This is a genomic window from Azohydromonas sp. (genome assembly GCF_035325925.1).
GTDB lineage: Bacteria > Pseudomonadota > Gammaproteobacteria > Burkholderiales > Burkholderiaceae_C > Calidifontimicrobium.
In genome coordinates, this window is the sequence record NZ_DAOKZA010000044.1 from 1 (window position 1) to 21,966 (window position 21,966).

At 71.8% G+C, this 21,966-nt stretch carries 21 protein-coding genes, 1 tRNA gene and 2 pseudogenes; 8 read left to right on the forward strand and 16 right to left on the reverse strand.

Translation table 11 applies throughout. From position 1 onward, the window contains the following. Window positions 1-243 precede the first annotated feature (243 nt). From PKC53_RS14695 to PKC53_RS14715, 5 genes are read right to left on the reverse strand one after another with little or no spacing between them, the layout of a single operon-like run. Window positions 244-1,101: a ThiF family adenylyltransferase gene (locus tag PKC53_RS14695; protein WP_324429884.1), complete on the reverse strand. Its 858-nt coding sequence runs from the start codon at window positions 1,099-1,101 to the stop codon at window positions 244-246. 17 nt (window positions 1,102-1,118) lie between these two features. Then, window positions 1,119-2,420, reverse strand: a complete 1,302-nt coding sequence (locus PKC53_RS14700) for a TRAP transporter large permease (RefSeq protein WP_324429886.1) — start codon at window positions 2,418-2,420, stop codon at window positions 1,119-1,121. Window positions 2,421-2,432: 12 nt separating this feature from the next. Then, a complete protein-coding gene (locus tag PKC53_RS14705; RefSeq protein WP_324429888.1) occupies window positions 2,433-2,927 on the reverse strand; it encodes a TRAP transporter small permease subunit in 495 nt (164 codons plus the stop codon). After that, window positions 2,924-3,913, reverse strand: a complete 990-nt coding sequence (dctP, locus tag PKC53_RS14710; protein ID WP_324429890.1) for a TRAP transporter substrate-binding protein DctP — start codon at window positions 3,911-3,913, stop codon at window positions 2,924-2,926. The genes PKC53_RS14705 and dctP overlap by 4 nt, the downstream gene beginning before the upstream one ends. 41 nt (window positions 3,914-3,954) lie before the next feature. Continuing rightward, window positions 3,955-4,407 (reverse strand): type II 3-dehydroquinate dehydratase, encoded by a 453-nt coding sequence (locus tag PKC53_RS14715; protein ID WP_324429891.1) that lies wholly within the window; start codon window positions 4,405-4,407, stop codon window positions 3,955-3,957. A gap of 147 nt (window positions 4,408-4,554) precedes the next feature. Here PKC53_RS14715 and PKC53_RS14720 point away from each other — a divergent pair, with 147 nt between their 5' ends. Continuing rightward, window positions 4,555-5,349 (forward strand): IclR family transcriptional regulator, encoded by a 795-nt coding sequence (locus tag PKC53_RS14720; RefSeq protein ID WP_324429937.1) that lies wholly within the window; start codon window positions 4,555-4,557, stop codon window positions 5,347-5,349. Between the two features lie 85 nt (window positions 5,350-5,434). Here the strand turns inward: PKC53_RS14720 and PKC53_RS14725 are convergent. Both PKC53_RS14725 and PKC53_RS14730 read right to left on the reverse strand, forming a co-directional pair. Further along, window positions 5,435-5,511 (reverse strand) — tRNA-Arg (locus tag PKC53_RS14725). Between the two features lie 29 nt (window positions 5,512-5,540). Then, complete coding sequence (locus PKC53_RS14730) at window positions 5,541-6,233, reverse strand: glutathione S-transferase C-terminal domain-containing protein (RefSeq protein ID WP_324429893.1); 693 nt, start codon at window positions 6,231-6,233, stop codon at window positions 5,541-5,543. Between the two features lie 62 nt (window positions 6,234-6,295). On the opposite strand from PKC53_RS14730, the gene PKC53_RS14735 reads away from it, so the two are divergent. Further along, entirely contained in the window at window positions 6,296-7,036 is a 741-nt protein-coding gene (locus tag PKC53_RS14735; RefSeq protein ID WP_324429895.1) for a hypothetical protein, read from the forward strand. A gap of 25 nt (window positions 7,037-7,061) precedes the next feature. Here PKC53_RS14735 and PKC53_RS14740 read toward each other — a convergent pair whose 3' ends face one another. From PKC53_RS14740 to PKC53_RS14755, 4 genes are all read right to left on the reverse strand, one after another. Further along, window positions 7,062-8,291 carry an acyl-CoA dehydrogenase family protein gene (locus tag PKC53_RS14740; protein WP_324429897.1) on the reverse strand — a complete coding sequence of 410 codons (1,230 nt, stop codon included), beginning with the start codon at window positions 8,289-8,291 and terminating at the stop codon, window positions 7,062-7,064. 23 nt (window positions 8,292-8,314) lie between these two features. Then, the gene (locus PKC53_RS14745; protein ID WP_324429899.1) at window positions 8,315-9,397 is read right to left on the reverse strand and encodes a phosphotransferase; all 1,083 of its coding nucleotides are present in this window, start codon (window positions 9,395-9,397) and stop codon (window positions 8,315-8,317) included. Between the two features lie 10 nt (window positions 9,398-9,407). After that, window positions 9,408-10,112, reverse strand: a complete 705-nt coding sequence (locus PKC53_RS14750; protein ID WP_324429901.1) for a Crp/Fnr family transcriptional regulator — start codon at window positions 10,110-10,112, stop codon at window positions 9,408-9,410. A gap of 124 nt (window positions 10,113-10,236) precedes the next feature. After that, entirely contained in the window at window positions 10,237-11,028 is a 792-nt protein-coding gene (locus PKC53_RS14755; RefSeq protein WP_324429903.1) for an enoyl-CoA hydratase, read from the reverse strand. 163 nt (window positions 11,029-11,191) lie between these two features. On the opposite strand from PKC53_RS14755, the gene PKC53_RS14760 reads away from it, so the two are divergent. Beyond that, the gene (locus tag PKC53_RS14760; RefSeq protein ID WP_324429905.1) at window positions 11,192-12,982 is read left to right on the forward strand and encodes a hypothetical protein; all 1,791 of its coding nucleotides are present in this window, start codon (window positions 11,192-11,194) and stop codon (window positions 12,980-12,982) included. A 47-nt stretch (window positions 12,983-13,029) separates the two neighbouring features. Here PKC53_RS14760 and PKC53_RS14765 read toward each other — a convergent pair whose 3' ends face one another. The 5 genes from PKC53_RS14765 to lptF all read right to left on the reverse strand — a co-directional run bounded on the left by PKC53_RS14765 (window position 13,030) and on the right by lptF (window position 17,870). Further along, entirely contained in the window at window positions 13,030-14,190 is a 1,161-nt protein-coding gene (locus PKC53_RS14765) for a pyridoxal phosphate-dependent aminotransferase (RefSeq protein WP_324429907.1), read from the reverse strand. A gap of 120 nt (window positions 14,191-14,310) precedes the next feature. Continuing rightward, window positions 14,311-15,252 (reverse strand): CysB family HTH-type transcriptional regulator, encoded by a 942-nt coding sequence (locus PKC53_RS14770; RefSeq protein WP_324429909.1) that lies wholly within the window; start codon window positions 15,250-15,252, stop codon window positions 14,311-14,313. Then, window positions 15,249-15,653 (reverse strand): CbiX/SirB N-terminal domain-containing protein, encoded by a 405-nt coding sequence (locus tag PKC53_RS14775; protein WP_324429911.1) that lies wholly within the window; start codon window positions 15,651-15,653, stop codon window positions 15,249-15,251. The genes PKC53_RS14770 and PKC53_RS14775 overlap by 4 nt, the downstream gene beginning before the upstream one ends. Further along, window positions 15,650-16,771 (reverse strand): LPS export ABC transporter permease LptG, encoded by a 1,122-nt coding sequence (gene lptG / locus PKC53_RS14780; RefSeq protein WP_324429913.1) that lies wholly within the window; start codon window positions 16,769-16,771, stop codon window positions 15,650-15,652. The genes PKC53_RS14775 and lptG overlap by 4 nt, the downstream gene beginning before the upstream one ends. Window positions 16,772-16,775: 4 nt before the next feature. Then, complete coding sequence (gene lptF, locus PKC53_RS14785; RefSeq protein ID WP_324429915.1) at window positions 16,776-17,870, reverse strand: LPS export ABC transporter permease LptF; 1,095 nt, start codon at window positions 17,868-17,870, stop codon at window positions 16,776-16,778. 27 nt (window positions 17,871-17,897) lie between these two features. On the opposite strand from lptF, the gene PKC53_RS14790 reads away from it, so the two are divergent. The 5 genes and pseudogenes from PKC53_RS14790 to PKC53_RS14810 all read left to right on the forward strand — a co-directional run. Continuing rightward, window positions 17,898-19,358 (forward strand): leucyl aminopeptidase, encoded by a 1,461-nt coding sequence (locus PKC53_RS14790; RefSeq protein ID WP_324429917.1) that lies wholly within the window; start codon window positions 17,898-17,900, stop codon window positions 19,356-19,358. A 29-nt stretch (window positions 19,359-19,387) separates the two neighbouring features. Then, on the forward strand, window positions 19,388-19,825 hold the full coding sequence (locus PKC53_RS14795; protein ID WP_324429919.1) for a DNA polymerase III subunit chi: 438 nt from the start codon (window positions 19,388-19,390) through the stop codon (window positions 19,823-19,825). A 2-nt stretch (window positions 19,826-19,827) separates the two neighbouring features. Continuing rightward, entirely contained in the window at window positions 19,828-20,283 is a 456-nt protein-coding gene (locus PKC53_RS14800; protein ID WP_324429921.1) for a hypothetical protein, read from the forward strand. A 115-nt stretch (window positions 20,284-20,398) separates the two neighbouring features. After that, window positions 20,399-20,566: pseudogene (locus tag PKC53_RS14805) on the forward strand (branched-chain amino acid ABC transporter substrate-binding protein); the annotation flags it as partial. 330 nt (window positions 20,567-20,896) lie between these two features. Then, a pseudogene (locus PKC53_RS14810) lies at window positions 20,897-21,868 on the forward strand (branched-chain amino acid ABC transporter substrate-binding protein); the annotation flags it as partial. Window positions 21,869-21,966 lie beyond the last annotated feature (98 nt).

The window sequence follows — 21,966 nt, forward strand, 5'->3', positions numbered from 1 at the left end:
GTCCTCGACGTCTGATCCGGCGATCTCGTCAAGAGGGTCTTCGGGCCACGCTTACTCCCGTTGCGCACCCCCGCGCGGCGCAGCAGCGGCCGCGGCGTCCGCACGGCCTGGCGACGCTCGCGCCACGCCTTGATCCGCGGCGCCATGCCCCATCTGCCGGGAGAACTGGCGGTGTTGTGTTGCAGGCGCAGTGTTCCGTGCTTGCCGCGGTGCTGCCGCGCTGGCTGCGCGGCCGAGTGCGTCTCAGCGCTGCGCCGTGCTCAGCGCCGCGAGCTCGCGCAACCGCTCGGGGCTCGTCACCGGCAGGCCGAAAAACGCCAGATACGCCGGAATCTGCTCGAACAGCATGTCGGTTCCCACCTGCACGCGGCAGCCGCGTCCCTGCGCCGCGGCCAGGAACTCGGTGATGTGTTCGCGCATGACCACCTCACCCACGAAGGCGCGCGCGTCCAGGCGGCTCGCATCCAGCGGCAGGGCATCGCCCGGTTCCATGCCCAGCGGCGTGGCGTTGACCACCAGGTCCACACCCGCAGGGTCGGGCTCGGTCAGTTCGACCCGCAGGTCGGCGTAGGTGACCGACAGGCGATCGCGCAGCCCTTGCGCTGCGCCAGGGTTGACGTCGAACAGCCTCAGCCGTGCCACCCCGGCGGCGGCCAGCGAGGCCGCGATGGCAGAGCCCACGCCGCCGCAGCCGACGACCAGCGCGTGCGCACCGTTCAGTACCAACCCCTTGCGCAGCAGGCCGCGCACGAAGCCGTCGCCGTCGAACATGTCGCCCACGAGCCGGCCATCGGGCTCGCGACGCACGGCGTTGCAGGCGCCGGCCACGCGCGCGGTGGGCGAGACCGCATCGAGCAGGGCCATCACCGCCACCTTGAGCGGCATGGTGATGAGTGCGCCACGCACGTTGTCGGCCCCGAGCAGCGCCGGCAGCAGCGCGGGCAGCTGTTGCGCGCGACACGCCAGCGGCACCACCACAGCGTTGATGCCCGCCGACGCGAAGTACGGGTTGTAGATGAGCGGGGCCTTGAAGCTGTGTGTGGGATGGCCCAGGTGCACGATCAGTTCGGTGCGGCCGTCGATGCGCAGCGGCTTGTCCATGGTGCGTCAGTCGTCGTTCAGCCGCCGTAGCCCGCCAGCCGCGGCAGGAACAGCACGAAGCCGGGCCAGAGGGTGGTGATGGCCAGCGCCATCATCATCACGCCCAGGAACGGCAGGGTGGCGCGCACCAGTTCCCCCAGGGCCACGTTGGCGATCTTGGTCATCATGAACAGCAGCAGGCCGTACGGGGGGGTCACCAGGCCGATCATGATGTTCAGCACGGCGACGACGCCGAAGTGCACCGGGTCCACGCCCAGCGCCACCGCCGTGGGCAGCAGCACCGGCAGGATGACCAGGATGATGGTCGAGCCTTCGAGGAAGGCGCCCAGCACCAGCAGCAACAGATTGGCCAGCAGCAAGAAGGTCAGCGGCGAGAGATCCAGCCCGCGCATCGCCGTGCTCAGCGAGGCAGGGATGTTCTCCGAGGTGATCACGAAGTTGAACACCGTGGCGCCGGCGATCAGGATGCCGATCGACACGCTCGTGCGCGCGCTCTGCTGCAGCGACTGGTACACGTCGCGCAGGTTCAGGCTGCGGTAGTAGAAGGCCGCAATCAGCAGTGCGTAGGCGGCGGCCACGCCGGCCGCTTCGGTCGGGGTGGTGATGCCGCTGTACAGGCAGCCGAGCAACAGCACCGGCATCATCAGCGCGGGCAGGGCCTCGCGCGTGATGCGCGGCAGCTCGCGCAGCGGCACGGCATCCTCCACCGGAAAGCGGTGGCGCCGCGCCAGGCGGTGGATCAGGGCCATCTGCACCGCGCCGAGCAGCAGCCCGGGCAGCACGCCGGCCAGGAACAGGTAGCCGATCGAGGTGCCAGAGACCAGCGCGTACAGCACCAGCGGGATGGAGGGCGGCAGGATGGGCCCGATGACGGCCGACACCGCGGTCAGCGCGGCGGCGAAGGACGCCGGGTAGCGGCCGTCACGCGTCATCATCGTCTGCATGAGCTTGCCCGAGCCTGCCGCGTCGGCCAGCGCCGAGCCCGACATGCTGGCAAACACCACGCTCTGCAGCACGTTCACCTGGGCCAGCCCGCCGGGGAAGCGCCCTACCAGCGCGTTGCACCAGCGCAGCAGCCGGTCGAGCACGCTGCCCGAGCTCATGAAGCTGGCGGCCAGGATGAACAGGGGAATGGCCAGCAGCAGGTAGCTGGAGTAGGTGCTGTTGAGCAGCTGCTCGGCGGCGCTGCCCATGTCCATGCCCTTGAGCCAGAGGTAGAGGATGGAGCCACCGATCATGGCCTGGCCGATGGGTACACCGAACAGGGTCAGCAAGACGATGGCCGCCACCGCCAGCGAGAATGGACTCGTCGGGTTCAACGCGCGCTCACGTCAAAGAGAGCTGATGCGGGTGGACTCGGCCGGTGATGGGCCGCGCAGCGAGTTCACCACCCGCCCGACGTGGCGTGCAATGACCGCGACTGCGAACACCAGATAGATCGAGTAGAGCCAATCGAACCGGATCTTGAGGTACGAGCTGCGCTCGACCTTCATGAACGTGATGTAGTCCCAGGTGGCCGGCAACGCCAGCGCGAACAGCCCCACGACGGCGATGGCGCCGAGGGATGTCACGATGCGCTGCCCGCGCGGGCCGAAGACGGCCTTGAGCAGCTCGATGCGGATCTCCTCCTCGTCGCGCAGCACGAAGGCCGAGCCCCACAGGATCAGCCACAGCCAGGCCACGAGCGAGATCTCCGCCGTCCAGCCCACCGGCAGGTCGAACAGGTAGCGCAGCGCGATCTGCAGGATGAAGGCGAGGAAGATGACCGCGAGCAAGGTCGCGGCCACCATCTCGGCGGCACGAGCGAGCGTGCGAAGGACGCTCACTTGATCGCGGCGATCTTGTCGAGCACGCCGGGCGCCCAAGCCTTGGCCTCGTCGGACGCCAGGTAGACCTTCTGCGCGTGCTCGCGGAATGCCGCGATGTTGGGCACGTACACGTCCAGCCCCTGGCGGCGGAAACCCTCGGCCAGCTCGGCCTCGCGCTTCTGGTGCTCGGCCGCGCTCCAGGCGATCGCCTTGTCGACCGCGGCCTGGAAGGCGCGCTGCTTGTCGGCCGACATTGCCTGCCAGGTCTTGAGGTTCAAGGTCAACAGGTCGAAGGCCACGAGGTGCGAGGTCAACACGATCTGGCCCATCACCTCGTAGAACTTCATGTTTTGCACGTTGGGCAGCGGGTTGTCCTGGCCGTCCACGGTGCCGGTCTGCAGGCCGGTGTAGGTCTCGGCGTAGGCCAGCGGCGTGGGGTTGGCGCCGAGCGAGCGGCCCAGCAGCTGCCACGCGTCGCCGGGCGGCATGCGCAGCTTCACGCCGGCCAGGTCGGCCGGCACGTTGACCTTCTTCTTGCCGCGCAGGCCCACGTGGCGCGTGCCGAAGAAGGTGGGGCCCAGGATCTTCACCTTGAGCTGGTCCTCCACCTGCCTCTTCATCTGCGCGCCCAGGTCGCTGGCGAAGAAGGCGTTGAGGTGATTGGCGTCGCGGAACAGGTAGGCCGAGGTCAGCACCGACCACGACGGCACCTGCTTGGAGATGTCCTGCGGCGCGATGTTGCCCATCTCCAGGTTGTCGCGCTGCAGCGCCACCAGCTCGGTGCCCTGGCGGAACAGCGTGGCGTTCAGGTGCGCCTCGATGACGTGATCGGGCGCGATGTCGGCGCCCAGGCGCTTGATCATCTCGGCGCGGATGTCGGTGTCGGAGAACACCGCGGCAAAGCGCAGCTTGGTCTGCGCGCGGGCCCGCCCGGGCAGCAGCGCCGCGGCCGCGAGGCCGGCGCCGGCGCACAGGATGGAACGGCGATCGTGGGTGGTTCTCATGTTGTTTGTCTCCGTGGGTGGGTCGGGGCGAGGAAATCGTCTCAGACGGTGGCCGCTTCGCGCAGCCGATGGGCCACCGCATGCAGCGCGAGCTCGTAGCCCAGCGGGCCGAGGCCGGCGATGACACCGGTGGCGCCCAGCGCGGTGAGCGAGTGCTGGTAGGGTGGGTCGCGACGGTGGATGTTGGTGATGTGGACCTCGATCACTGGCCGGTCCAGCGTCTTGAGCGCGTCCAGCAAGGGGATCGAGCGAAACGACAGGCCCGCCGGGTTGATGATCAGCGCGGCGCGCGCCGCGCGCGCCTCCTGCACCCAGTCCACCAGCACACCCTCGTGGTTGGACTGGCGGAACACGCAAGCCAGACCGAGTTCGGCGGCCAGCGCGCGGCAGCGCGCCTCCACTTGCGCCAGGGTGGTGGATCCGTACAGGTGCGGCTCGCGGACACCCAGCAGGTTGAGGTTGGGGCCGTTCAGGATGTGGACGGGGGCGTTCATGGCATTCGCGATTCGCGGGCTTGGCGGGGCATCGCGGCTGGCCTACAGTGATCGGTGGCCGCGGCTGACGCGCATTCTTGGCCCGTCGAAGGAAACACTTTCCACATTGGAAACGATTTCCACATCGGGAAAGACGAAACCACAGACATGAACCTCGCCCTGGACCGCGGCCTATCGCTGCTCGAACACCTGGCCCGTCACCCCGACGGCCTGCCGCTGGCGTTGATGGCCGAGGAGCTCGACATCCCCTTGAGTGCCTGCCACCGCCTGCTGGCCGACCTGCAGCAGCGCGGCTACGTGCGCCAGAAGCGCAAACAGGGCGACTATCAGCTCACCACCAAGGTCGTCTCCATCGGCCTGGGCTATCTCAGCCACGGCGGCATCGTCGACATCGCCGGTCCGCTGCTGGAGCGGCTCGCGCAGGCCTCGGGCGAGCTCGTGCGCCTGTCGCTCGTCGACGTCGACCGCCTCACCTTCGTGGCCAAGGCGCAGGGCGTGCGCCAGCAGGGCGTGCGCTACGACCCCGACATGGGTGCCGACGTGTGGCTTTCGTGCTCGGCCTCGGGCCACGCCTGGCTGCACACGCTCAGCGACGAGCGGGCGCTCGAACTGGTCATGCGCCAGGGCTTCGGCACGCCGCGCGAGTTCGGCCCGAACGCGCCGACCACGGTGAAGGCCCTGCTGGGATTTCTGCACGCCGCACGCGTGCGCGGCTACGCCATGATCGACGAGGTGTTCGCGCCCGGCATGAGCGCCGTGGCCGCACCCGTGATGCGGCGCCACGAAGCCATCGGCGTGATCAGCATCGCCGGCCCGCGAACGCGGCTTAGCGTGCAGCGCATGCAAGCGCTGGCCCCGGCGCTGCTGGCCGCGGTGGCCGAACTCGGCCCGATCAGCAATGCGTCGACCCTTTTCGGACGCCCGCCGCTGGGCAAGGGGTGATGCCACGAAGGCCGATGCCCTGCAGCAACTCCAGATCGCGCTGCGCCTGGACCGCGCCAGGGTGGGCCTCTGATCCCTCCCACACTGGCCTGCCCGGAGGGACTCGAACCCCCGACCTGCTGCTTAGAAGGCAGCTGCTCTATCCAGTTGAGCTACGGGCAGCGGCGAGGATTGTAGGAGCCGGGTCCGGCTCAGCGCCGCTCGAGCTGGCGCTGGCCGAACAGCACGTCGCGCGCCCTGTCGTCGCTCAGCGGCTTGCGTCGGTCGGCCAGCACCTCGACGCCGCGCCGCACCGCGGGGCGGGCACCGATCTCGTCGAACCAGCCCTTCAGGTGCGGGTAGTCGACCCAGTCGATGCCCTGGTTCTTCCACGAGCGCAGCCACGGGAACACCGCGATGTCGGCGATCGAGTACTCGGGCCCGCCGATGTAGCGCGACTTCGCCAGCCGGCGGTCGAGCACCCCGTACAGCCGCCTGGCCTCGTTGGTGTAGCGCTCGATCGCGTAGTCGATCTTCTGCGGCGCGTAGATGCGGAAGTGGTGCGCCTGCCCCAGCATCGGGCCGATGCCGCCCATCTGGAACATCAGCCACTGCAGCACCTCGTACTTCCCGCGCACGCTGTCGGGCAGGAACCTGCCGGCCTTGCTGGCCAGGTACACCAGGATCGCGCCCGACTCGAACAGCGAGATCGGCGCGCCGTCGGGGCCGTCGGGGTCGACGATGGCGGGGATCTTGTTGTTCGGGCTGATCGCCAGGAACGCCGGGTCGAACTGGTCGCCGGCACCGATGTCGACGGGGTGCACGCGGTACGGCAGCGCGCACTCCTCGAGCATGATGTGCACCTTGTGGCCGTTCGGCGTGGCCCACGAATACACTTCGATCATGATGACTGCCTTGTTGTGGAGCGTGGCGGGGAACTGGCCCCGACTCTAGTGGATCGCCGAGCATGCTGGAATCGATCCGTCGCTGGTGGTCCAGCAAGACCCTCGGGCGTCCGTTCCCCGAACTCGCCGACTGGGCCGAGCGCAAGGGCCACGACCTGCGCGTCAAGCCCGAAGGCGACGGGCTGATCGTCGAGAGCCGCGCGCCCGGCGACGCCTGGCGCCTCGAGTGGGGCGCCAGCCAGCGTCGCTACATCGACGGCTTCGAGTTGCGCCTGCGCGCCGACCTGGGCGGCGGCGACGCGGTGCACATGCTGGTGCTCAACCGGCGGCTGATGCAGTCGCTCGAGGCCGAGGTCTTCAAGCAGTACACCGAGGACCTGCAGACGCGCATCGACGACGCCACGCCCGACGAGATGCGCTGGCTGGTGCTGTACCCGCGGCTGCCGTCGGCCCAGCTCGGCGCGCTGCGCGACCACTTCGGGGCCACCGGCTATCCGCCCGACGCGATCGCGCAGTGGGTGGGTTCGTCGCTGTCGAAGGCGCTGGCCGACGCGGCCACCGGCTGGCTCGACCCGAGCGAGCCGCTGGTGCTGATCGCGCAACGGGGCCGGCTGACGATGCGCCTGCCGCTGCCGTGGCCCGAGCTGGCGCGCATCGAGTCGGCGCTGGCGCTGATGCGCACCGCGGTGCGCGAGGCGCGCGTCGCGGTCGACCGCCACGGCGGCGGGCGCGGCGCGCCGAGCACGCAGCCCGGCCTGTGGGCGCGTTCGGACGATGCCGACGCGCGGCCCACGACGCGCTGACCGCGCGCCCGCCGGCGCCGTGGGGTCAGGCCGCGTGGCGGCCGAGCTCGATCTTCGCGATCGAGTTGCGGTGCACCTCGTCGGGGCCGTCGGCGAAGCGCAGCGTGCGCACGTGCGCGTAGTACTGCGCCAGCGGGAAGTCCTGGCTCAGCCCGCCGCCGCCGTGCACCTGCATCGCCCAGTCGATGACCTGGCAGGCCATCGTCGGCGCGACGACCTTGATCATCGCGATCTCGGCCTTCGCCGCCTTGTTGCCCGCGGTGTCCATCATCCACGCGGCCTTCAGCGTCAGCAGCCGCGCCTGCTCGATCATGCAGCGCGCCTCGGCGATGCGCTCCTGCGTGACCGTCTGCTGCGAGATCGGCTTGCCGAACGCGACGCGGTTCGACGCACGGCGGCACATCGCCTCGAGCGAGCGCTCGGCCAGCCCGATCGTGCGCATGCAGTGGTGGATGCGCCCGGGGCCCAGCCGCCCCTGCGCAATCTCGAAGCCGCGGCCCTCGCCGAGCAGCATGTTCGTGGCCGGCACGCGCACGTTCGCGAAGTCGACCTCCATGTGCCCGTGCGGCGCGTCGTCGTAGCCGAACACCGACAGCGCGCGCAGCACCTTCACGCCCGGCGCGTCGGCGGGCACCAGGATCATCGACTGCTGCGAGTGGCGCGGCGCCGACGGGTCGGTCTTGCCCATGAAGATGAAGACCTTGCAGCGCGGGTCGCCGGCGCCGCTGGTCCACCACTTGCGGCCGTTGATGACGTACTCGTCGCCCGAACCGGCCGAGACACGCTCGATGCGCGCCTCGATGTTCGTCGCATCCGACGACGCCACCGCCGGCTCGGTCATCGCGAACGCGCTGCGGATCTCGCCGGCCAGCAGCGGCTCGAGCCAGCGCTTCCTCTGCTCGGGCGTGCCGTAGCGCACCAGCACCTCCATGTTGCCGGTGTCGGGCGCCGAGCAGTTGAACACCTCGCTGGCCCAGGGCACGCGGCCCATGATCTCGGCCAGCGGCGCGTACTCCTGGTTCGTGAGCCCGGCGCCGTACTCGCTCTCGGGCAGCCACAGGTTCCACAGCCCGGCGGCGCGCGCCTTGCCCTTGAGCTCCTCGATCACCGGCAGCGGCGTCCAGCGCCGGCCGGCCTGCGTGTTGGCGTCGAGTTCCTGCCAGTAGCGCGCCTCGCTGGGGTAGACGTGCGCGTCCATGAACTCGCGCAGCTGCGACTGCAGCTGCTTGGTGCGCGGGGAGTAGTCAAAATCCATCGTGGTCTCCGTCGACAGAGGGTTCAGGGCGCGCGCTGCGCGAAGCTCCAGCCGAGCTCGGCCAGCGGGCGCGCACCGGCGCCGGCCTGGCGTGCCTGGGCGCTGGCCGCCGTGCCGTCGACGACACGCTTGGCAATGCCCTGCAGGATCGCCGCGATGCGGAACAGGTTGTACGCGAGGTAGAAGTTCCAGTCGACCATCAGCGCGTCGGGGTCGCCGCGGCCGGTGCGCTCGCAGTAGCGGCGCACGTAGTCGCGCTCCGACGGGATGCCCAGCGCCGCGTGGTCGAGCCCGCCGATGCCGCGGAACGTGCCCGGCGGGATGTGCCACGCCATGCAGTGGTAGCTGAAGTCGGCCAGCGGGTGCCCCAGCGTCGACAGCTCCCAGTCGAGCACCGCGAGCACGCGCGGCTCGTCGGGGTGGAAGATCAGGTTGTCGAGGCGGAAGTCGCCGTGCACGACGGACACCTGCGACGCGTCGCGCGCGCCGGGCGGGACGTGCGCCGGCAGCCACTCGATGAGCCGGTCCATCGCCTCGATCGGCTCGGTGACCGAGGCCTGGTACTGCTTGCTCCAGCGACCGATCTGGCGCTCGAAGTAGTTGCCCGGCTTGCCGTAGTCGGCCAGCCCGACGGCGGCCGCGTCGACGCGGTGCAGCGCCGCGATGACGCGGTTCATCTCGTCGTAGATCGCGCCGCGCTGCTCGCGCGTCATGCCGGGCAGCGACTGGTCCCACAGCACGCGGCCTTCGACGAACTGCATCACGTAGAACGCGCGGCCGATCACCGACTCGTCCTCGCACAGCAGGTGCATGCGCGCCACCGGCACGTCGGTGCCGGCGAGCGCGCGCATCACGCGGAACTCGCGCTCGACCGCGTGCGCCGACGGCAGCAGCTTCGCCGCAGGCCCCGGCTTGGCACGCATCACGTACGACGCACCCGGCGTGACCAGCTTGTAGGTCGGGTTCGACTGCCCGCCCTTGAACTGCTCGATCGCCAGCGGGCCGGCGAAGCCGTCGAGGTGCGCGCGCAGGTAGGCTTCGAGCGCGCCGACGTCGACGCGGTGCTGCTCGGCCACGGGGCGGGTGCCGGTGTAGTGCTGTTCCATCGCGCCTAGCTCAGCGTTCGGCGATCGCCATCAGCTTGTCGCGCGACAGCACGACCAGCCGCGTCGGCTCGACGCGCACCGCGCCCTCGCGCTCGAACCCCTTCAACTCCTGGTTCACGCGCTGGCGCGACGCGCCGAGCAACTGCGCGAGGTCCTCCTGCGCCAGCTGCAGCCCGATGCGGATCTCCTCGCCCTGCTCGATGCCATAGCTCTTGGCCAGCAGCAGCACCTGCTTGGCCAGCCGCGCGGCCAGCGGCCGGGTGGCCAGGTCCTCGATGGCGTCGAACATCAGCCGCAGGCGCCGGCAGTTCAGCCGCAGCAACGCCAGCGGCAGCTCGGGGTGCTGGTCGAGCAGGTCCTTGAAGTCGTTCCTGCGCACGCACAGCAGCGTGGTCTCGCCGTGCGCGTTCGCGTCGTGCGTGTGCGGCAGCCCGTCGAACAGCGAGATGTCGCCGAACCAGGTGCCCGGCTCCATGTACGACAGCGTGATCTGCTTGCCCGACAGCGACACCGAGCTGATGCGCACCGCGCCCCTGGCGACCCCGCACCACATCTCGGCCGGCTGGCCGCGCGAGCCGAGCTGCACGCCGTCCGGCAGCCGGCGCACCGTCGCACGAGACAGGATCGCCTGCTGCAGCGGCAACGAGAGCTTGGAGAACCACGGACCGGATTCGATGTTCTGGCGTTCGGAGATTGTAAGAACGGGGGTATGCATGGCTTGTCCCTGAAGCGACAGCCCCTGGGCGCTCGGCGCCGATTGTCCATGACCCCCGGCCGGCGCGGTCGTGCCACCGTCGCGCGCCAGCGGGGGCGGGAGACGCCGCGACGGCGCCGCGCGGTCAGCGGAAGTCCGGCGTGCGCTTCTCGAGGAAGGCGCCCAGCCCTTCGAGCCCGTTGCGGTGGAACAGGTTGGCGACGAAGCGTTCGCGCTCGTCGTCGAGGTGCGCGCGCAGCGCGTGCGTCGGCGCCGCGTCGACGAGCTCCTTCGCACCGGCCAGCGCGTTCGGCGCCATGCGCGCCAGCCGCTCGGTCAGGCGCAGCGCCTCGGCCAGCGCCTGGCCGGCCGGCACCACCTGGTTGACCAGCCCCCACTGCTGCAGCTGCGCCGCGCCCGCCGGCTCGGCGAGCCAGATCAGCTGCAGCGCCAGCGCGCGCGGCAGCCGCTGCGCCAGCTGCCAGCTGCCGCCGCCGTCGGGCGTCAGGCCGACGCGCCCGTAGCTCATCACGAACCGCGCGTCGTCGGCGGCGACGACGAGGTCGCAGGCCAGCACCAGCGAGAAGCCGCCCCCGGCGGCGAAGCCCTCGACCGCGGCGACCACCGGCTTCGGGCAGGCGCGGATCGCCTCGACGAAGGCGTGGAACTGGTCGATCGACGCACGCTGTGCCGCCGGCCCGCCGCCGTCGTCGCGCAGGCGCGTGGTGCGCAGGCGGTTCAGGTCGCCGCCGGCGCAGAAGTGCGCGCCCTCGCCGCGCAGCACGACGCAGCGGATGTCGTCGCTGGTTTCGGCGGTCTCGAGCGCCTCGATGCCGGCGGCGTAGGCCTGCGGCGACAGCGCGTTGCGCGTGGCCGGGTCGCTGAGCGTGAGCACCAGCGTGGCGCCCTGACGGGACGTGTTCAGCGCGGCAGGCATGGCGACGGTGGTGGCGGGGTGGCGCGGGGGGGGGGGGGGGTTCAGCGCGGCGGGCATGGCGGCGGCAGGGGGAGGGGGAGGCGGCGATTCTGTCACGCCGGCTTGCGCGGCTTTGTTCACGCATCGCGGGCCAAGTGCGGCGCGCCGCGGCCGATACCCAGACGTGGTCCATCGCATCCGCCCCCGCGCCTCGCGCCGACTGCTGCGCCCGCTGGTCGTCGCCGCCGGCATCGCCTGCGGCGAGGCGTCGGCGCTGGCCGTCGGCGCGGCGCGCTCGCCGCTGCCGCTGGGTCGCGCGCTCGACCTGTCGGTGCCGGTGCAGCTGGCCGCCGGCGAGACGCTCGAACCCGCCTGCGTCGGCGCCGAGCTGAGCGTCGGCGAGCGGCGGCTGACCCGCGACCAGGTCGCGATCGAGGTCGTGCCGGCCGGCGGCTCGCAGGTGCGGGTGCGGCTGCGCACCGGCCTGGCGATCGACGAGCCGGTGGTCGAACTGCGCCTGTCGCTGGGCTGTCCGGCGCGCCACGTGCGGCACTACGTGCTGTTCACCGAACCGCCGCCGCGGCGCGCCGACGCCGGCGAGCGGCCCGACCTGCGCACCGAGCCGGTGGCGGCGCTGCCGCCGGCCGCCGCGGGGGCCCCGCCCGTGGTCACCGCAGCAGCCGCCGCGACGCCACCGCGCCCGCCCGCGCGCGCGACCCGCCCGCCTTCGCGCGCGACGAACGCGGCAAAGCCGGCACGATCGACGACGGTGGCCGAGAAGACCCGGTCGAAGTCGACCCCGACCGCCAGGTCGCGGCCGCCGCGCGACGCCGTCGCGCGAGTGCAGCCGCGTCTGCAGGTCGACGTGCTCGAGCCGAGCACCGCGACGCTGGCCGCGTGGGCGCGCGCCGATGCCGCCGAGGCGGCGTTGAACGACGCCCGCGCCGCCGCGGCGCAGGCCGCGCAACGGCTCGCCAGCCTCGAGGCCGCCGCGGCGGCGGGCGCGGCGCGAGTCGCTCGGGCCGACGCCGACCGCGCCGCGCTGGCGCAGGCGCGCCGCGACCTCGCGCGTGCCGAGTCCCGGTCGGCGCTGTGGCCCTGGCTGGTGGCCGCGCTGGCCGCGAGCACCGCGTTCGGCTTCGCGCTGGCCTGGCGGTCGCGGCGCGGGCTGCGCACGCCGTGGTGGAGCGCCGGGGATGCCGCCGAACCCATGCCCGCGCCGCCGCCGGTCGCTGCGCCGCACGACGACGCCGACGTCGCTACGGCGGCGGCGGCGGCCGAACCGCCCGAACCGCCGCCCGTGGCTGCCGCGCCCCCGCGGCCGGTCGCGGCGCGGGCGACGGGCGTCAACACGCTGCGGGCCGCAGCGACCCGCCACGCGCCGGCGCTGCCGCGGCTGAGCTTCGACGAGCAGGTCGACCTCGAGCAGCAGGTCGAGTTCCTGATCGTGCTCGGGCAGGAGGCGTCGGCCGTCCAACTGCTGCGCGCGCAGATGCGCCGCACCGCGGGACACGCGCCGATGCCGTACCTGAAGCTGCTCGAGATCCACCGTGCGCTCGGCGACCGCGACGCCTACGAGCACACCGCGCGGCAGTTCGCCGCGCGCTTTTGCGTGCGCGTGCCGGCGTGGCGAGACGGCGCCGCGGCCGCGCCGGCGTCGGTCGACGACGCGACGCTGGTGTCGCTGCAGGCCGTGTGGCACGACCCGGCACGCGCCGCGCAGAGGCTGGCCGAGCGACTGCTGCGTCCGCACGGCGTCGACATCGACCTCGACCGCGCCGACGGAGCCGCGCACGCCGGCGGCTTCGACCTGCCGGCGTTCGAGGACCTGCTGCTGCTGTACCAGGTGGCCGACGACCTCGCGCGTCACGCCGACGACGACGCACCGGCGCGCGTTGCCGCGGCGCGCGCCGAGGCTCCGGTGCACGCGGTGCGCACCGACGAACTCGCGCTCGCGGTTCACTCCGCGTCCTGATCGCCGCGCCCTGATCGCCCCGGCGCACGCGCCGCGCGGCGGTCTCGCTACAGGCGTGCCAGCCGCTGCAGCGCCTGCTGCAGCGTCGCGTCCTTCTTCGCGAAGCAGAAGCGCACGATGCGCTGCTCGAAGCCGTCGGCGTAGAACGGCGTCAGCGGGATCGCCGCGACGCCGATCTCGGTGGTCAGCCAGCGGCAGAACTCGGCCTCGGTGAGGTCGCTGATCGCCGAGTAGCCGACGCACTGGAAGTAGCTGCCCTCGCTGGGCAGCAGCTCGAAGCGCGTCGTGCGCAGGCCGTCGCGGAACAGGTCGCGCTTGTGCTGGTAGAACGCGCTCAGCCCCAGGTAAGGCTGCGGGTCGGCCATGTAGCGTGCCAGTGCGTGCTGCACCGGCGTGTTGACGGTGAACACGTTGAACTGGTGCACCTTGCGGAACTCGTCGGACAAGGGCGCCGGCGCGGCGACGTAGCCGACCTTCCAGCCGGTCACGTGGTAGGTCTTGCCGAAGCTCGAGACGACGAAGGCGCGCGCCGCCAGCTCGGGGTGCGACGACGCGCTGGCGTGCGCGCGGCCGTCGTAGACCATGTGCTCGTAGACCTCGTCGCTGATCAGCAGCACGTCGGTGGGGCGCAGCAGCGCGGCCAGCCGCGCGAGGTCGTCGGCGCTCCACACCGTGGCGCTCGGGTTGTGCGGCGAGTTGACGACGATGGCCCGGGTGCGCGGCGACAGCGCCGCGGCGATGCGGTGGAAGTCGGGGCGGAACGTGCCCGGCGTCAGCGGCACGCGCACGATGCGCCCGCCGGCCAGCTCGATGTTCGGGCCGTAGCTGTCGTAGCAGGGCTCGAGCACGATCACCTCGTCGCCCGGGTGCACGCAGCACAGGATGGCCGTCAGGATGGCCTGCGTCGCGCCGGCGGTGATGGTGATCTCGCGCGCCGGGTCGTAGCGGTGGCCGTACAGCGCCTCGATCTTCGCGGCCACGGCGTCGCGCAGCGCCGGCACGCCGGGCATCGGCGGGTACTGGTTCAGGCCCTCGCGCATCGCCGCGGTCACCGCGTCGACCAGCCGCGCGTCGCAGTCGAAGTCCGGGAAACCCTGACCGAGGTTGACCGCGCCGTGTTCGTGCGCGAGCGCCGACATCACGCTGAAGATCGTCGTGCCGACGTGCGGCAGCCGGCTGGGCAGGGCGGGGGTGCGAACGTGGGTCATCTCGATGGATCCGTCGGGGGGGCGGGGATCGGTGCCTGCAGGCAGCCGCAGCGGGTCCGGCTTCGCCGGCCCGCTGGCGGCGCCCCGTGGGCGGAGGCGACCGCAGGTCGATTCCGGCGGTCACAGTTCATAACGTTCGCCGCCGCCGGCCATCGCGCGCTCGAGCAGCGCGCGCGTGAGCCGGTCCGACAGCAGCTCGGCGAAGGCGTAGACGAAGTGGCGCAGGTACGCGCCGCGCTTGAACGCGACACGCGAGATGTTGCTGCCGAACAGGTGCCCGGCCGGCCGCGCGACCAGGTCGCCGCCGGTCTCGCCGCGCATCGCCATCTCGGCGACGATGCCCACGCCCAGGCCGAGGCGCACGTAGGTCTTGATGACGTCGGAGTCGATCGCCTCGAGCACGACGCGCGGCGTCAGGCCGCGCTGCGCGAACGCGGCGTCGACGCGCCGCCGCCCGGCGAACGCCGCCTGGTAGCTGACCAGCGGCTCGGCGGCGAGCTGCTCGAGCGTCGGGCGCTCGACCGAGGCCAGCGCGTGCCCCGCCGGCACGACGACCACGTGCTGCCACTCGTAACACGGCAGCGTCACCAGGTCGTCGTGGTCGGCCAGCGACTCGGTGGCCAGCGCGATGTCGGCCACGTCGTCGAGCAGCATGCGCGCCACCTGCTCGGGCGAGCCCTGGTGCAGCGTCACGTGCACCTTCGGGTAGCGTTTGCGCAGCTGCGCCACCGGCTCGGGCAGCACGTAGCGCGCCTGCGTGTGCGTGGTCGCGATCGACAGCGTGCCGGCGTCCTGCAGGCTGAACTCCTCGCCGATGCGCTTCAGGTTGGCGACCTCGCGCATGATGATCTCGACCGACTTGAGCACCTGCTGCCCCGGCTCGGTGACGCGCTTCAGGCGCTTGCCGTGGCGCGCGAAGATGTCCACGCCGAGCTCCTCCTCGAGCTCGAGGATGGCCTTGCTGATGCCCGGCTGCGAGGTGTGCAGCGCCTTGGCGGTCTCGGTCAGGTTCAGGCCGCGGCGCACCGCCTCCTGGACGAAGCGCAACTGGTGCAGGTTCATCGCTGCGCGACTCCTTCGCCGCAGGCGAGCGCCAACGCGGCCTGCGCCATCGCCGTGACCAGCTCGTCGCGTTCGCCCACCGCCGGGTGCAGGCGCACCTCGAGCCCGGGGTGGCGCGCGCGCAGCGCGTCGAGCAGCGGCGGCACGTCCTTGCGCACGTGGCCGCCGGCGCCGAGGAACAGCGGCACCACGTCGATGCGCGTGCAGCCTGCAGCGGCCAGCGCCTCGCCGGCGGCGGCCAGGTCGGGCGCGAGGAACTCGAGGAAGGCCAGCGCCACCTCGGTGCCGGGGCGCGCGGCGCGCGCCTGCGCGGCGACGGCCTCGAACGGCCGTGCCCAGCGCGGGTCGCGCGCGCCGTGGGCGAACAGCAGCAGGCCGGGCTTGTCGGTCGGGGGGGTCATCGGTAACGCACCAGCCACGCGAACGCGGCCAGCGACAGCAGCAGGTAGACGATGCCGGGCAGCGCGGCGGCGAGCCACGGCGTCCAGTCGCGCAGCATGCCCAGGTGCCCGGAGACGTTGTTCAGCAGCACGAAGCTGATGCCCAGCATGATGCCGCCGAACACCTTGAAGCTCACGCCGCCGGCACGCGCGTGCAGGTAGGCGAACGGCAGCGCCAGCGCCACCATCACGAGGCACGCCAGCGGGTACAGCGCCTTCTTCCAGAACTGGATCGAATAGCGTTGCGCCGCCTGCTCCTGGTCGGCCAGGTGCGCCGCGTAGCGCCACAGTTCGTAGGTCGACATCGTGGCCAGCGGCAGCACCGCCGCCGCGACGACGTCGGCGCGCAGGTGGCTGGGCCAGGGCCACTGCGCGTGGCGTTCGGTGCGCACGGCCGGCGGCGCCTCGCCGGCGGCCTGCGGCGACGGCCACACAGTGCGCTCCACGTCGCGCATCTGCCAGATGTCGTCGGTGCCGATGCGCGCGCCCGCCGCCGAGATGCGCTGCACCAGCCGCTGCTGCGCGTCGAACTCGAAGATGCGGATGCCCTCGAGCTCGCCGCTGCGGCCGATGCGCTGCACGTTGACCGACACGCTGCGTTCGGCGCCGGCGTCGTCGACGTGACGGTCCTTCAGCCAGGCGCCGGTGCGCCCGATCTGCCGCGCGCCGCGCGCCTCGACCTTCACGTTCACCGCGGCACGCTCGCCTGCCGGCGCGACGTGGTCGCCGACGACGAAGGTGACCAGCGCGAACACCGCGCCCAGCGCCGCGAGCAGCCCCAGCGCGCGCGCCGGCCCCAGCCCGCCGGTGCGCAGGATCGTGAACTCCGACGACTGCGCCAGCCGCGACAGCGAGAAGATCGTGCCGATCAGCACCGCGATCGGGAACAGCTCGTAGAAGTTGCCCGGCACCTCGTACAGGCACACGCGCACCGCGTCCCAGGTGGTGTAGCCCTGGCGACCGACGCTGCCGAGCTCGCCCACCAGGTCGACGAAGAAGAACAGCGACAGGAACGCCAGCGCGACGAACAGCACCGAGCCGACGATGTCGCGGTACAGCAGGCGGCGCACGGTGCGCATCGTGTCACCCCGCCGCGCGCCGGCGCGCCAGCAGCGGCGTCACCGCGGCGTGGTCGCGCCACCACAGCAGCGCCATCGCGAAGACGAACACCGCCCCGTGCAGCCCGAACAGGGCCGTGCCCATGCCTAGCCGCGAGCCGGCCACCCAGGCTTGGCTCAGCGTGATCAGGTTGTAATACACGACGAAGGCCAGCAGCGCGAACACCAGGTTCCAGTTGCTCGCGCGCCGCGGGTTGGCCGCCGACAGCCCGATCGCCAGCAGCACCAGGTTGGCCGCGCCCAGCAGCAGCCCGAAGCGCCACACCAGCTCGCCCTGGCGCGCCGGCTGCGGCTCGCGCAGCAGCGCCAGCGTGCTCAGCTCGCGCGGCGGGCGGTCCTCGGCGCGGCGCAGCGCGCGCTCGCTGACGACGATGCGGTAGGTGTCGAAGGTCGCCAGCGCACGCTCGCCGCTGGCCGCGTCGGTCTCGTTGCGCTGGCCCTTCTCGAGCACCAGCACCCGCCGGCCCTCGTCGGACTCGAGGCGCCCGGCCAGCGCCGTGACCACCGACTCGCGACCGTCGCGCTGCGTCAGCACGAACACGTTGCGCGCGTCGACCGCGTCGTCGTCGGCGCGCTCGATGAAGAACACGCGGCTGCCGTCGCGCGACAGCTGGAACACGCCGGGCGTCACGCGCGACAGGTCGCTGCGCTGCTCGTAGCGCTCGCGCAGGTCGGTGCCCATGCGGTTGCCCCAGGGCCAGACGAAGGTCATCAGCAACGCGACGACCAGCAGCACCGGCCACGCGGTGCGCAGCACCGGGCGCACGAAACGCGCCAGCCCGACGCCGCTGGCGAACCAGATCGCCATCTCGCTGTCGCGGTACATGCGCCCGAGCGTGACGACGATGGCCACGAACAGCGACAGCGCGAGCATCGTCGACAGGTGGCCGAGCGAGAGGTAGCCGAGCAGCAACACCACGTCCTGCGGCGCGATGGCGCCGCCCGCGGCCTGACCCAGCGTGCGGATCAGGAACATCGTCAGCACGATGGTCAGGATCACGACCATCGTCGCGCCGAAGGTGCGCGCCAGCTCTCGGCGCACTGTGCTATCGAATAACATCGACCGATCTGAGAACCTCGGCTCATTATGGACTTGCGCACCCAGACCCTTCCGGCCGGCGGCATCGCCGCCGTCGCGGCCGACGCGCTGCTCGTCGTGCTCGTCGGCGACAAGGCGCCGCCCGACCTCGACGCGGCGCTCGCGCCGCTGCTCGACGACGCCGTGAAACACGGCGACTTCGAGCTCAAGCCCTCGCGCACGCTGTACCTGCACCGCCCGGCCGGCGCGAAGGTCGCGCGGCTGGCGTTCGCCGCCGCTGCCGATGCGTCGCCGAAATCGGTGAAGGCGGCGCTGGCGGCCGGCCTCGCGGCGCTCAAGGCGCCCGGCGTGAAGCGCCTCGCGGTCGCGCTGGCCGGCGCCGATGCCGTCGACGACCGTCATGCCGAGGCGCTGGCGCTGGCCGTGGCCGACGCCGTCTACCTGTACCGCCACACCAAGCCCAGCGCGCCGGCGCCTGCCGCGCTGGCCAGCGTCACGCTGCTGGGCACGAAGGCGCAGCAGCCGGTGCTGGCACGCGGGCTGGCGCGCGGCGAGGCCATCGCCGCCGGCGTCACGCTGGCGCGCGAGTGCGCCAATCGGCCGGCCAACCACCTCACGCCCGGCGCGCTGGCCGACCAGGCCAGCGCGCTGGCCAAGTCGCACGGGCTGAAGGCCGAGGTGCTCGAGCGCAAGCACGTCGAGAAGCTCGGCATGGGCGCGTTCCTCGCCGTCGCGCAGGGCTCGCACGAGCCGCTGCGTTTCATCGTGCTGCGCTATCAGGGCGCGGGCAAGACCGACGCGCCGGTGGTGCTGGTGGGCAAGGGCATCACCTTCGACACCGGCGGCATCTCGCTCAAGCCCGCCGCCGAGATGGACGAGATGAAATTCGACATGGGCGGCGCGGCCAGCGTGCTCGGCACGATGCGCGCGGTGGCGCAGCTCAAGCCGAAGGTCAACGTCGTCGCGCTGATCCCGGCGTGCGAGAACATGCCCGGCGGGCGCGCGGTCAAACCCGGCGACGTGGTCACCTCGATGTCGGGGCAGACGATCGAGATCCTGAACACCGACGCCGAGGGTCGGCTGATCCTGTGCGACGCGTTGACCTACGCGGCGCGCTTCAAGCCGCAGGCGGTGGTCGACGTGGCCACGCTCACCGGCGCGTGCATGATCGCGCTGGGGCACCACCACTCGGGGCTGTTCAGCGCCGACGACGCGCTCGCCGCCGACCTGCTCGCCGCCAGCGCCGCGGCGCTCGACCCGGCGTGGCGCATGCCGCTGGACGCCGAGTACGACGAGGCGCTGAAGAGCAACTTCGCCGACATGGCCAACGTCGGCCCGCGCGCCGGCGGCGCGATCACTGCGGCGAAGTTCCTGCAGCGCTTCGCGAAGGACCTGCCGTGGGCGCACCTGGACATCGCCGGCACCGCGTGGAAGAGCGGCACGCACAAGGGCGCCACCGGCCGTCCGGTGGGGCTGCTGACGCACTTCGTGCTGTCGCGCGCGCGCTGAACGTGCCCGTCAGCCAGGCGAGTGCGCCCGTGCCCGAGGTCGCGTTCCACACCGGCGTGAGCGACAAGCTCGGCTACGCCTGCCGGCTGTTGCGCAAGGCCTGGCGCCAGCGCCAGCGCGTGGCGGTGACCGGCGCGCCGGCGACGCTGGCGCGGCTGGACGCGCAGCTGTGGGTGTTCGAGCCGCAGGAGTTCATCCCGCACTTGCGGCTGGCGCGCGGCGCCGCGCCGGCCGAGCGCGTCGCGCAGCGCACGCCGATCTGGCTGGTCGACGCCGGCACGCCGGCGCCCGGCTGCAAAGTGCTGGTCAACCTGGGCCCCGACTGGCCCGGCGACGCGGCGGCGTTCGATCGCGTCGTGGAACTGGTCGACGCCAGCGACGACGATCGCCAGGCCGGGCGCCGGCGCTGGAACGCGTACAAGGCCGCCGGCTGGGACGTCGTGCACCACCCGCAGCGCGAGGGCTGAGCGTGGACCTGCGCCGCCAGCCCTTCGAGCCGCACGCCGTCGGTGCGCGCCTGCCCACGCTGACCGAGGTCGTCGAGGTGGCGCTGCCGCCGCTGCCGGCCTCGGCCGCTCCGGCGCCTGCCGAACCCGCCGCTCCCGAGCTGCCGCCGGCGCCGCCCGCGCCGCCGCCGATCGACGCCGCCGCACTGGGCACGCAGCTGCTCGACGCGCTGCTGCCGCGCATCGACGCCTTCGTCGAGGCGCGGCTGCGCGAGTCGCTGGCGCGGCTGACGACGGTGGTCGTGGCCGACGCGCGCACCGCGCTGGCCGCCGAACTGCGCAGCGCGGTGGCCGACGCCGTGGCCGGCGCGCTGACCGAGCCCGAACCCAACGGCGGCGAAGGGCGCGGCGGCGACGGCCGCGCGGACGAGCCGCGCGCGGGCGATTTCGGCGACGACGCGGCCGACGGCAAACGCTGAACCCGCCTGGCGCGGCTTCGCACTTACCCGCAGCGGCAACGCGGCGCAGTTGGAGTATCGTTCGCGCCGCTGAGAAGAACCCTCTCCGCTCACCGCAAACCACCGGAGGTATCGCATGCAAGTCAGAGCGAACGTCATCGTCGCCTCGGCTGCCCTGCTGTTCGCGGGCACCGTCGCGGCCCAGGATCTCGTCGTCAAGATCGGCCACGTCGGCCCGACCAGCGGTTCCATCGCCCACCTGGGCAAGGACAACGAAAACGGCGCGCGCATGGCCATCGATGAACGCTGCAGATAAGCCGACTGGCGCGGCTTGCCGCGACAGGTCGGCTTGATTGGCTTGTTAGGTGCGCGGAGGCGAAGAGATGAAAGTTGCATGCATATTGGCGCAGGAAACGTACAAGCCTGGCGACCTGCCGCCGGAAGGATATTTGGCCTGGCACGAGTGGGCGGAGGTGCAGCGCAAGGCGGGGATAAAGCAGGTGCAGTGCGGCAAGTGCGGCTTGTGGAGGACGCCGCAGGAACTGAGCGCCGAAGTGCTGGAGTTCGAGGCAAAGGACCGGCGCGGAAGGACAGTGCCGCAGCGCCTGCCGGTGTGCAGCAAGTGCGCACCTAACTCAACGCCAAGGGCGTGACGATCGGCGGCAGGAAGGCGAAGTTCGAACTGCTCGCCGAAGACGACGCCGCCGACCCGAAGCAGGGCACCGCGGCGGCACAGAAGCTCGTCGACAGCAAGGTCAACGGCGTGATCGGCCACCTGAACTCGGGCACGACGATTCCCGCGTCGAAGCTCTACCACGACGCCGGGATCCCGCAGATCTCGCCGTCGGCGACCAACCCGCGCTACACGCGCCAGGGCTACAAGACCGCGTTCCGCGTGGTGGCCGACGACGTGCACCTCGGCGGCACGCTGGGCCGTTACGCGGTCGAGCAACTCAAGGGCCAGCGCGTCGCCGTCATCGACGATCGCACCGCCTACGGCCAGGGCGTGGCCGACGAGTTCGAGAAGGGCGTCAAGGGCAAGGGCGGCAACGTCGTCGGGCGCGAGTTCACCAACGACAAGGCCACCGACTTCACCGCGATCCTGACCAGCCTGAAGGGCAAGAACCCCGATGTCGTGTTCTTCGGCGGCATGGACGCCGTCGCCGGCCCGATGCTGCGCCAGATGAAGCAGCTGGGCATCAACGCCAAGTTCATGGGCGGTGACGGCATCTGCACGGGCGAACTGCCCAAGCTGGCCGCCGGCACGATGGCCGATGGCCAGGTGGTGTGCGCCGAAGCCGGCGGTGTCGAGGGCGAGTTCAAGGGCAGCCTCGACAAGTTCAGAGCCGACTACAAGAAGAAGTTCGGCATCGACGTGCAGTTGTATGCCCCCTACGTCTACGACGCTGTCAACGTGATGGTGGCGGCGATGCAGCGCGCGGGTTCGGCCGACCCGGCCAAGTACCTGCCCGAGCTCGTCAAGAGCAACCACAAGGGCGTGACCGGCACCATCGCCTTCGACGAGAAGGGCGACATCAAGAACGGCGCGCTGACGCTGTTCACCTACAAGGGCGGCCAGCGCGAGCAGATCGCCGTCGTGCGCTGATCCGCACCCGGGCGTTGCAACCGAGGGCGCCGGCCGCGAGGCCGGCGCCCTTTTCGTTGCATCATGCGCATCGACGTACACCGACCCGAGGGGCTGCC

What these genes read in the sequence shown, in the direction of transcription:
- PKC53_RS14695 (WP_324429884.1), bottom strand. Translation starts at nt 1,101, where the DNA reads ATGGACAAGCCGCTGCGCATCGACGGCCGCACCGAACTGATCGTGCAC.
- dctP (WP_324429890.1), bottom strand. Translation starts at nt 3,913, where the DNA reads ATGAGAACCACCCACGATCGCCGTTCCATCCTGTGCGCCGGCGCCGGC.
- PKC53_RS14715 (WP_324429891.1), bottom strand. Translation starts at nt 4,407, where the DNA reads ATGAACGCCCCCGTCCACATCCTGAACGGCCCCAACCTCAACCTGCTG.
- PKC53_RS14720 (WP_324429937.1), top strand. Translation starts at nt 4,555, where the DNA reads ATGAACCTCGCCCTGGACCGCGGCCTATCGCTGCTCGAACACCTGGCC.
- PKC53_RS14730 (WP_324429893.1), bottom strand. Translation starts at nt 6,233, where the DNA reads ATGATCGAAGTGTATTCGTGGGCCACGCCGAACGGCCACAAGGTGCAC.
- PKC53_RS14735 (WP_324429895.1), top strand. Translation starts at nt 6,296, where the DNA reads ATGCTGGAATCGATCCGTCGCTGGTGGTCCAGCAAGACCCTCGGGCGT.
- PKC53_RS14740 (WP_324429897.1), bottom strand. Translation starts at nt 8,291, where the DNA reads ATGGATTTTGACTACTCCCCGCGCACCAAGCAGCTGCAGTCGCAGCTG.
- PKC53_RS14745 (WP_324429899.1), bottom strand. Translation starts at nt 9,397, where the DNA reads ATGGAACAGCACTACACCGGCACCCGCCCCGTGGCCGAGCAGCACCGC.
- PKC53_RS14750 (WP_324429901.1), bottom strand. Translation starts at nt 10,112, where the DNA reads ATGCATACCCCCGTTCTTACAATCTCCGAACGCCAGAACATCGAATCC.
- PKC53_RS14755 (WP_324429903.1), bottom strand. Translation starts at nt 11,028, where the DNA reads ATGCCTGCCGCGCTGAACACGTCCCGTCAGGGCGCCACGCTGGTGCTC.
- PKC53_RS14765 (WP_324429907.1), bottom strand. Translation starts at nt 14,190, where the DNA reads ATGACCCACGTTCGCACCCCCGCCCTGCCCAGCCGGCTGCCGCACGTC.
- PKC53_RS14770 (WP_324429909.1), bottom strand. Translation starts at nt 15,252, where the DNA reads ATGAACCTGCACCAGTTGCGCTTCGTCCAGGAGGCGGTGCGCCGCGGC.
- PKC53_RS14775 (WP_324429911.1), bottom strand. Translation starts at nt 15,653, where the DNA reads ATGACCCCCCCGACCGACAAGCCCGGCCTGCTGCTGTTCGCCCACGGC.
- lptG (WP_324429913.1), bottom strand. Translation starts at nt 16,771, where the DNA reads ATGCGCACCGTGCGCCGCCTGCTGTACCGCGACATCGTCGGCTCGGTG.
- lptF (WP_324429915.1), bottom strand. Translation starts at nt 17,870, where the DNA reads ATGTTATTCGATAGCACAGTGCGCCGAGAGCTGGCGCGCACCTTCGGC.
- PKC53_RS14790 (WP_324429917.1), top strand. Translation starts at nt 17,898, where the DNA reads ATGGACTTGCGCACCCAGACCCTTCCGGCCGGCGGCATCGCCGCCGTC.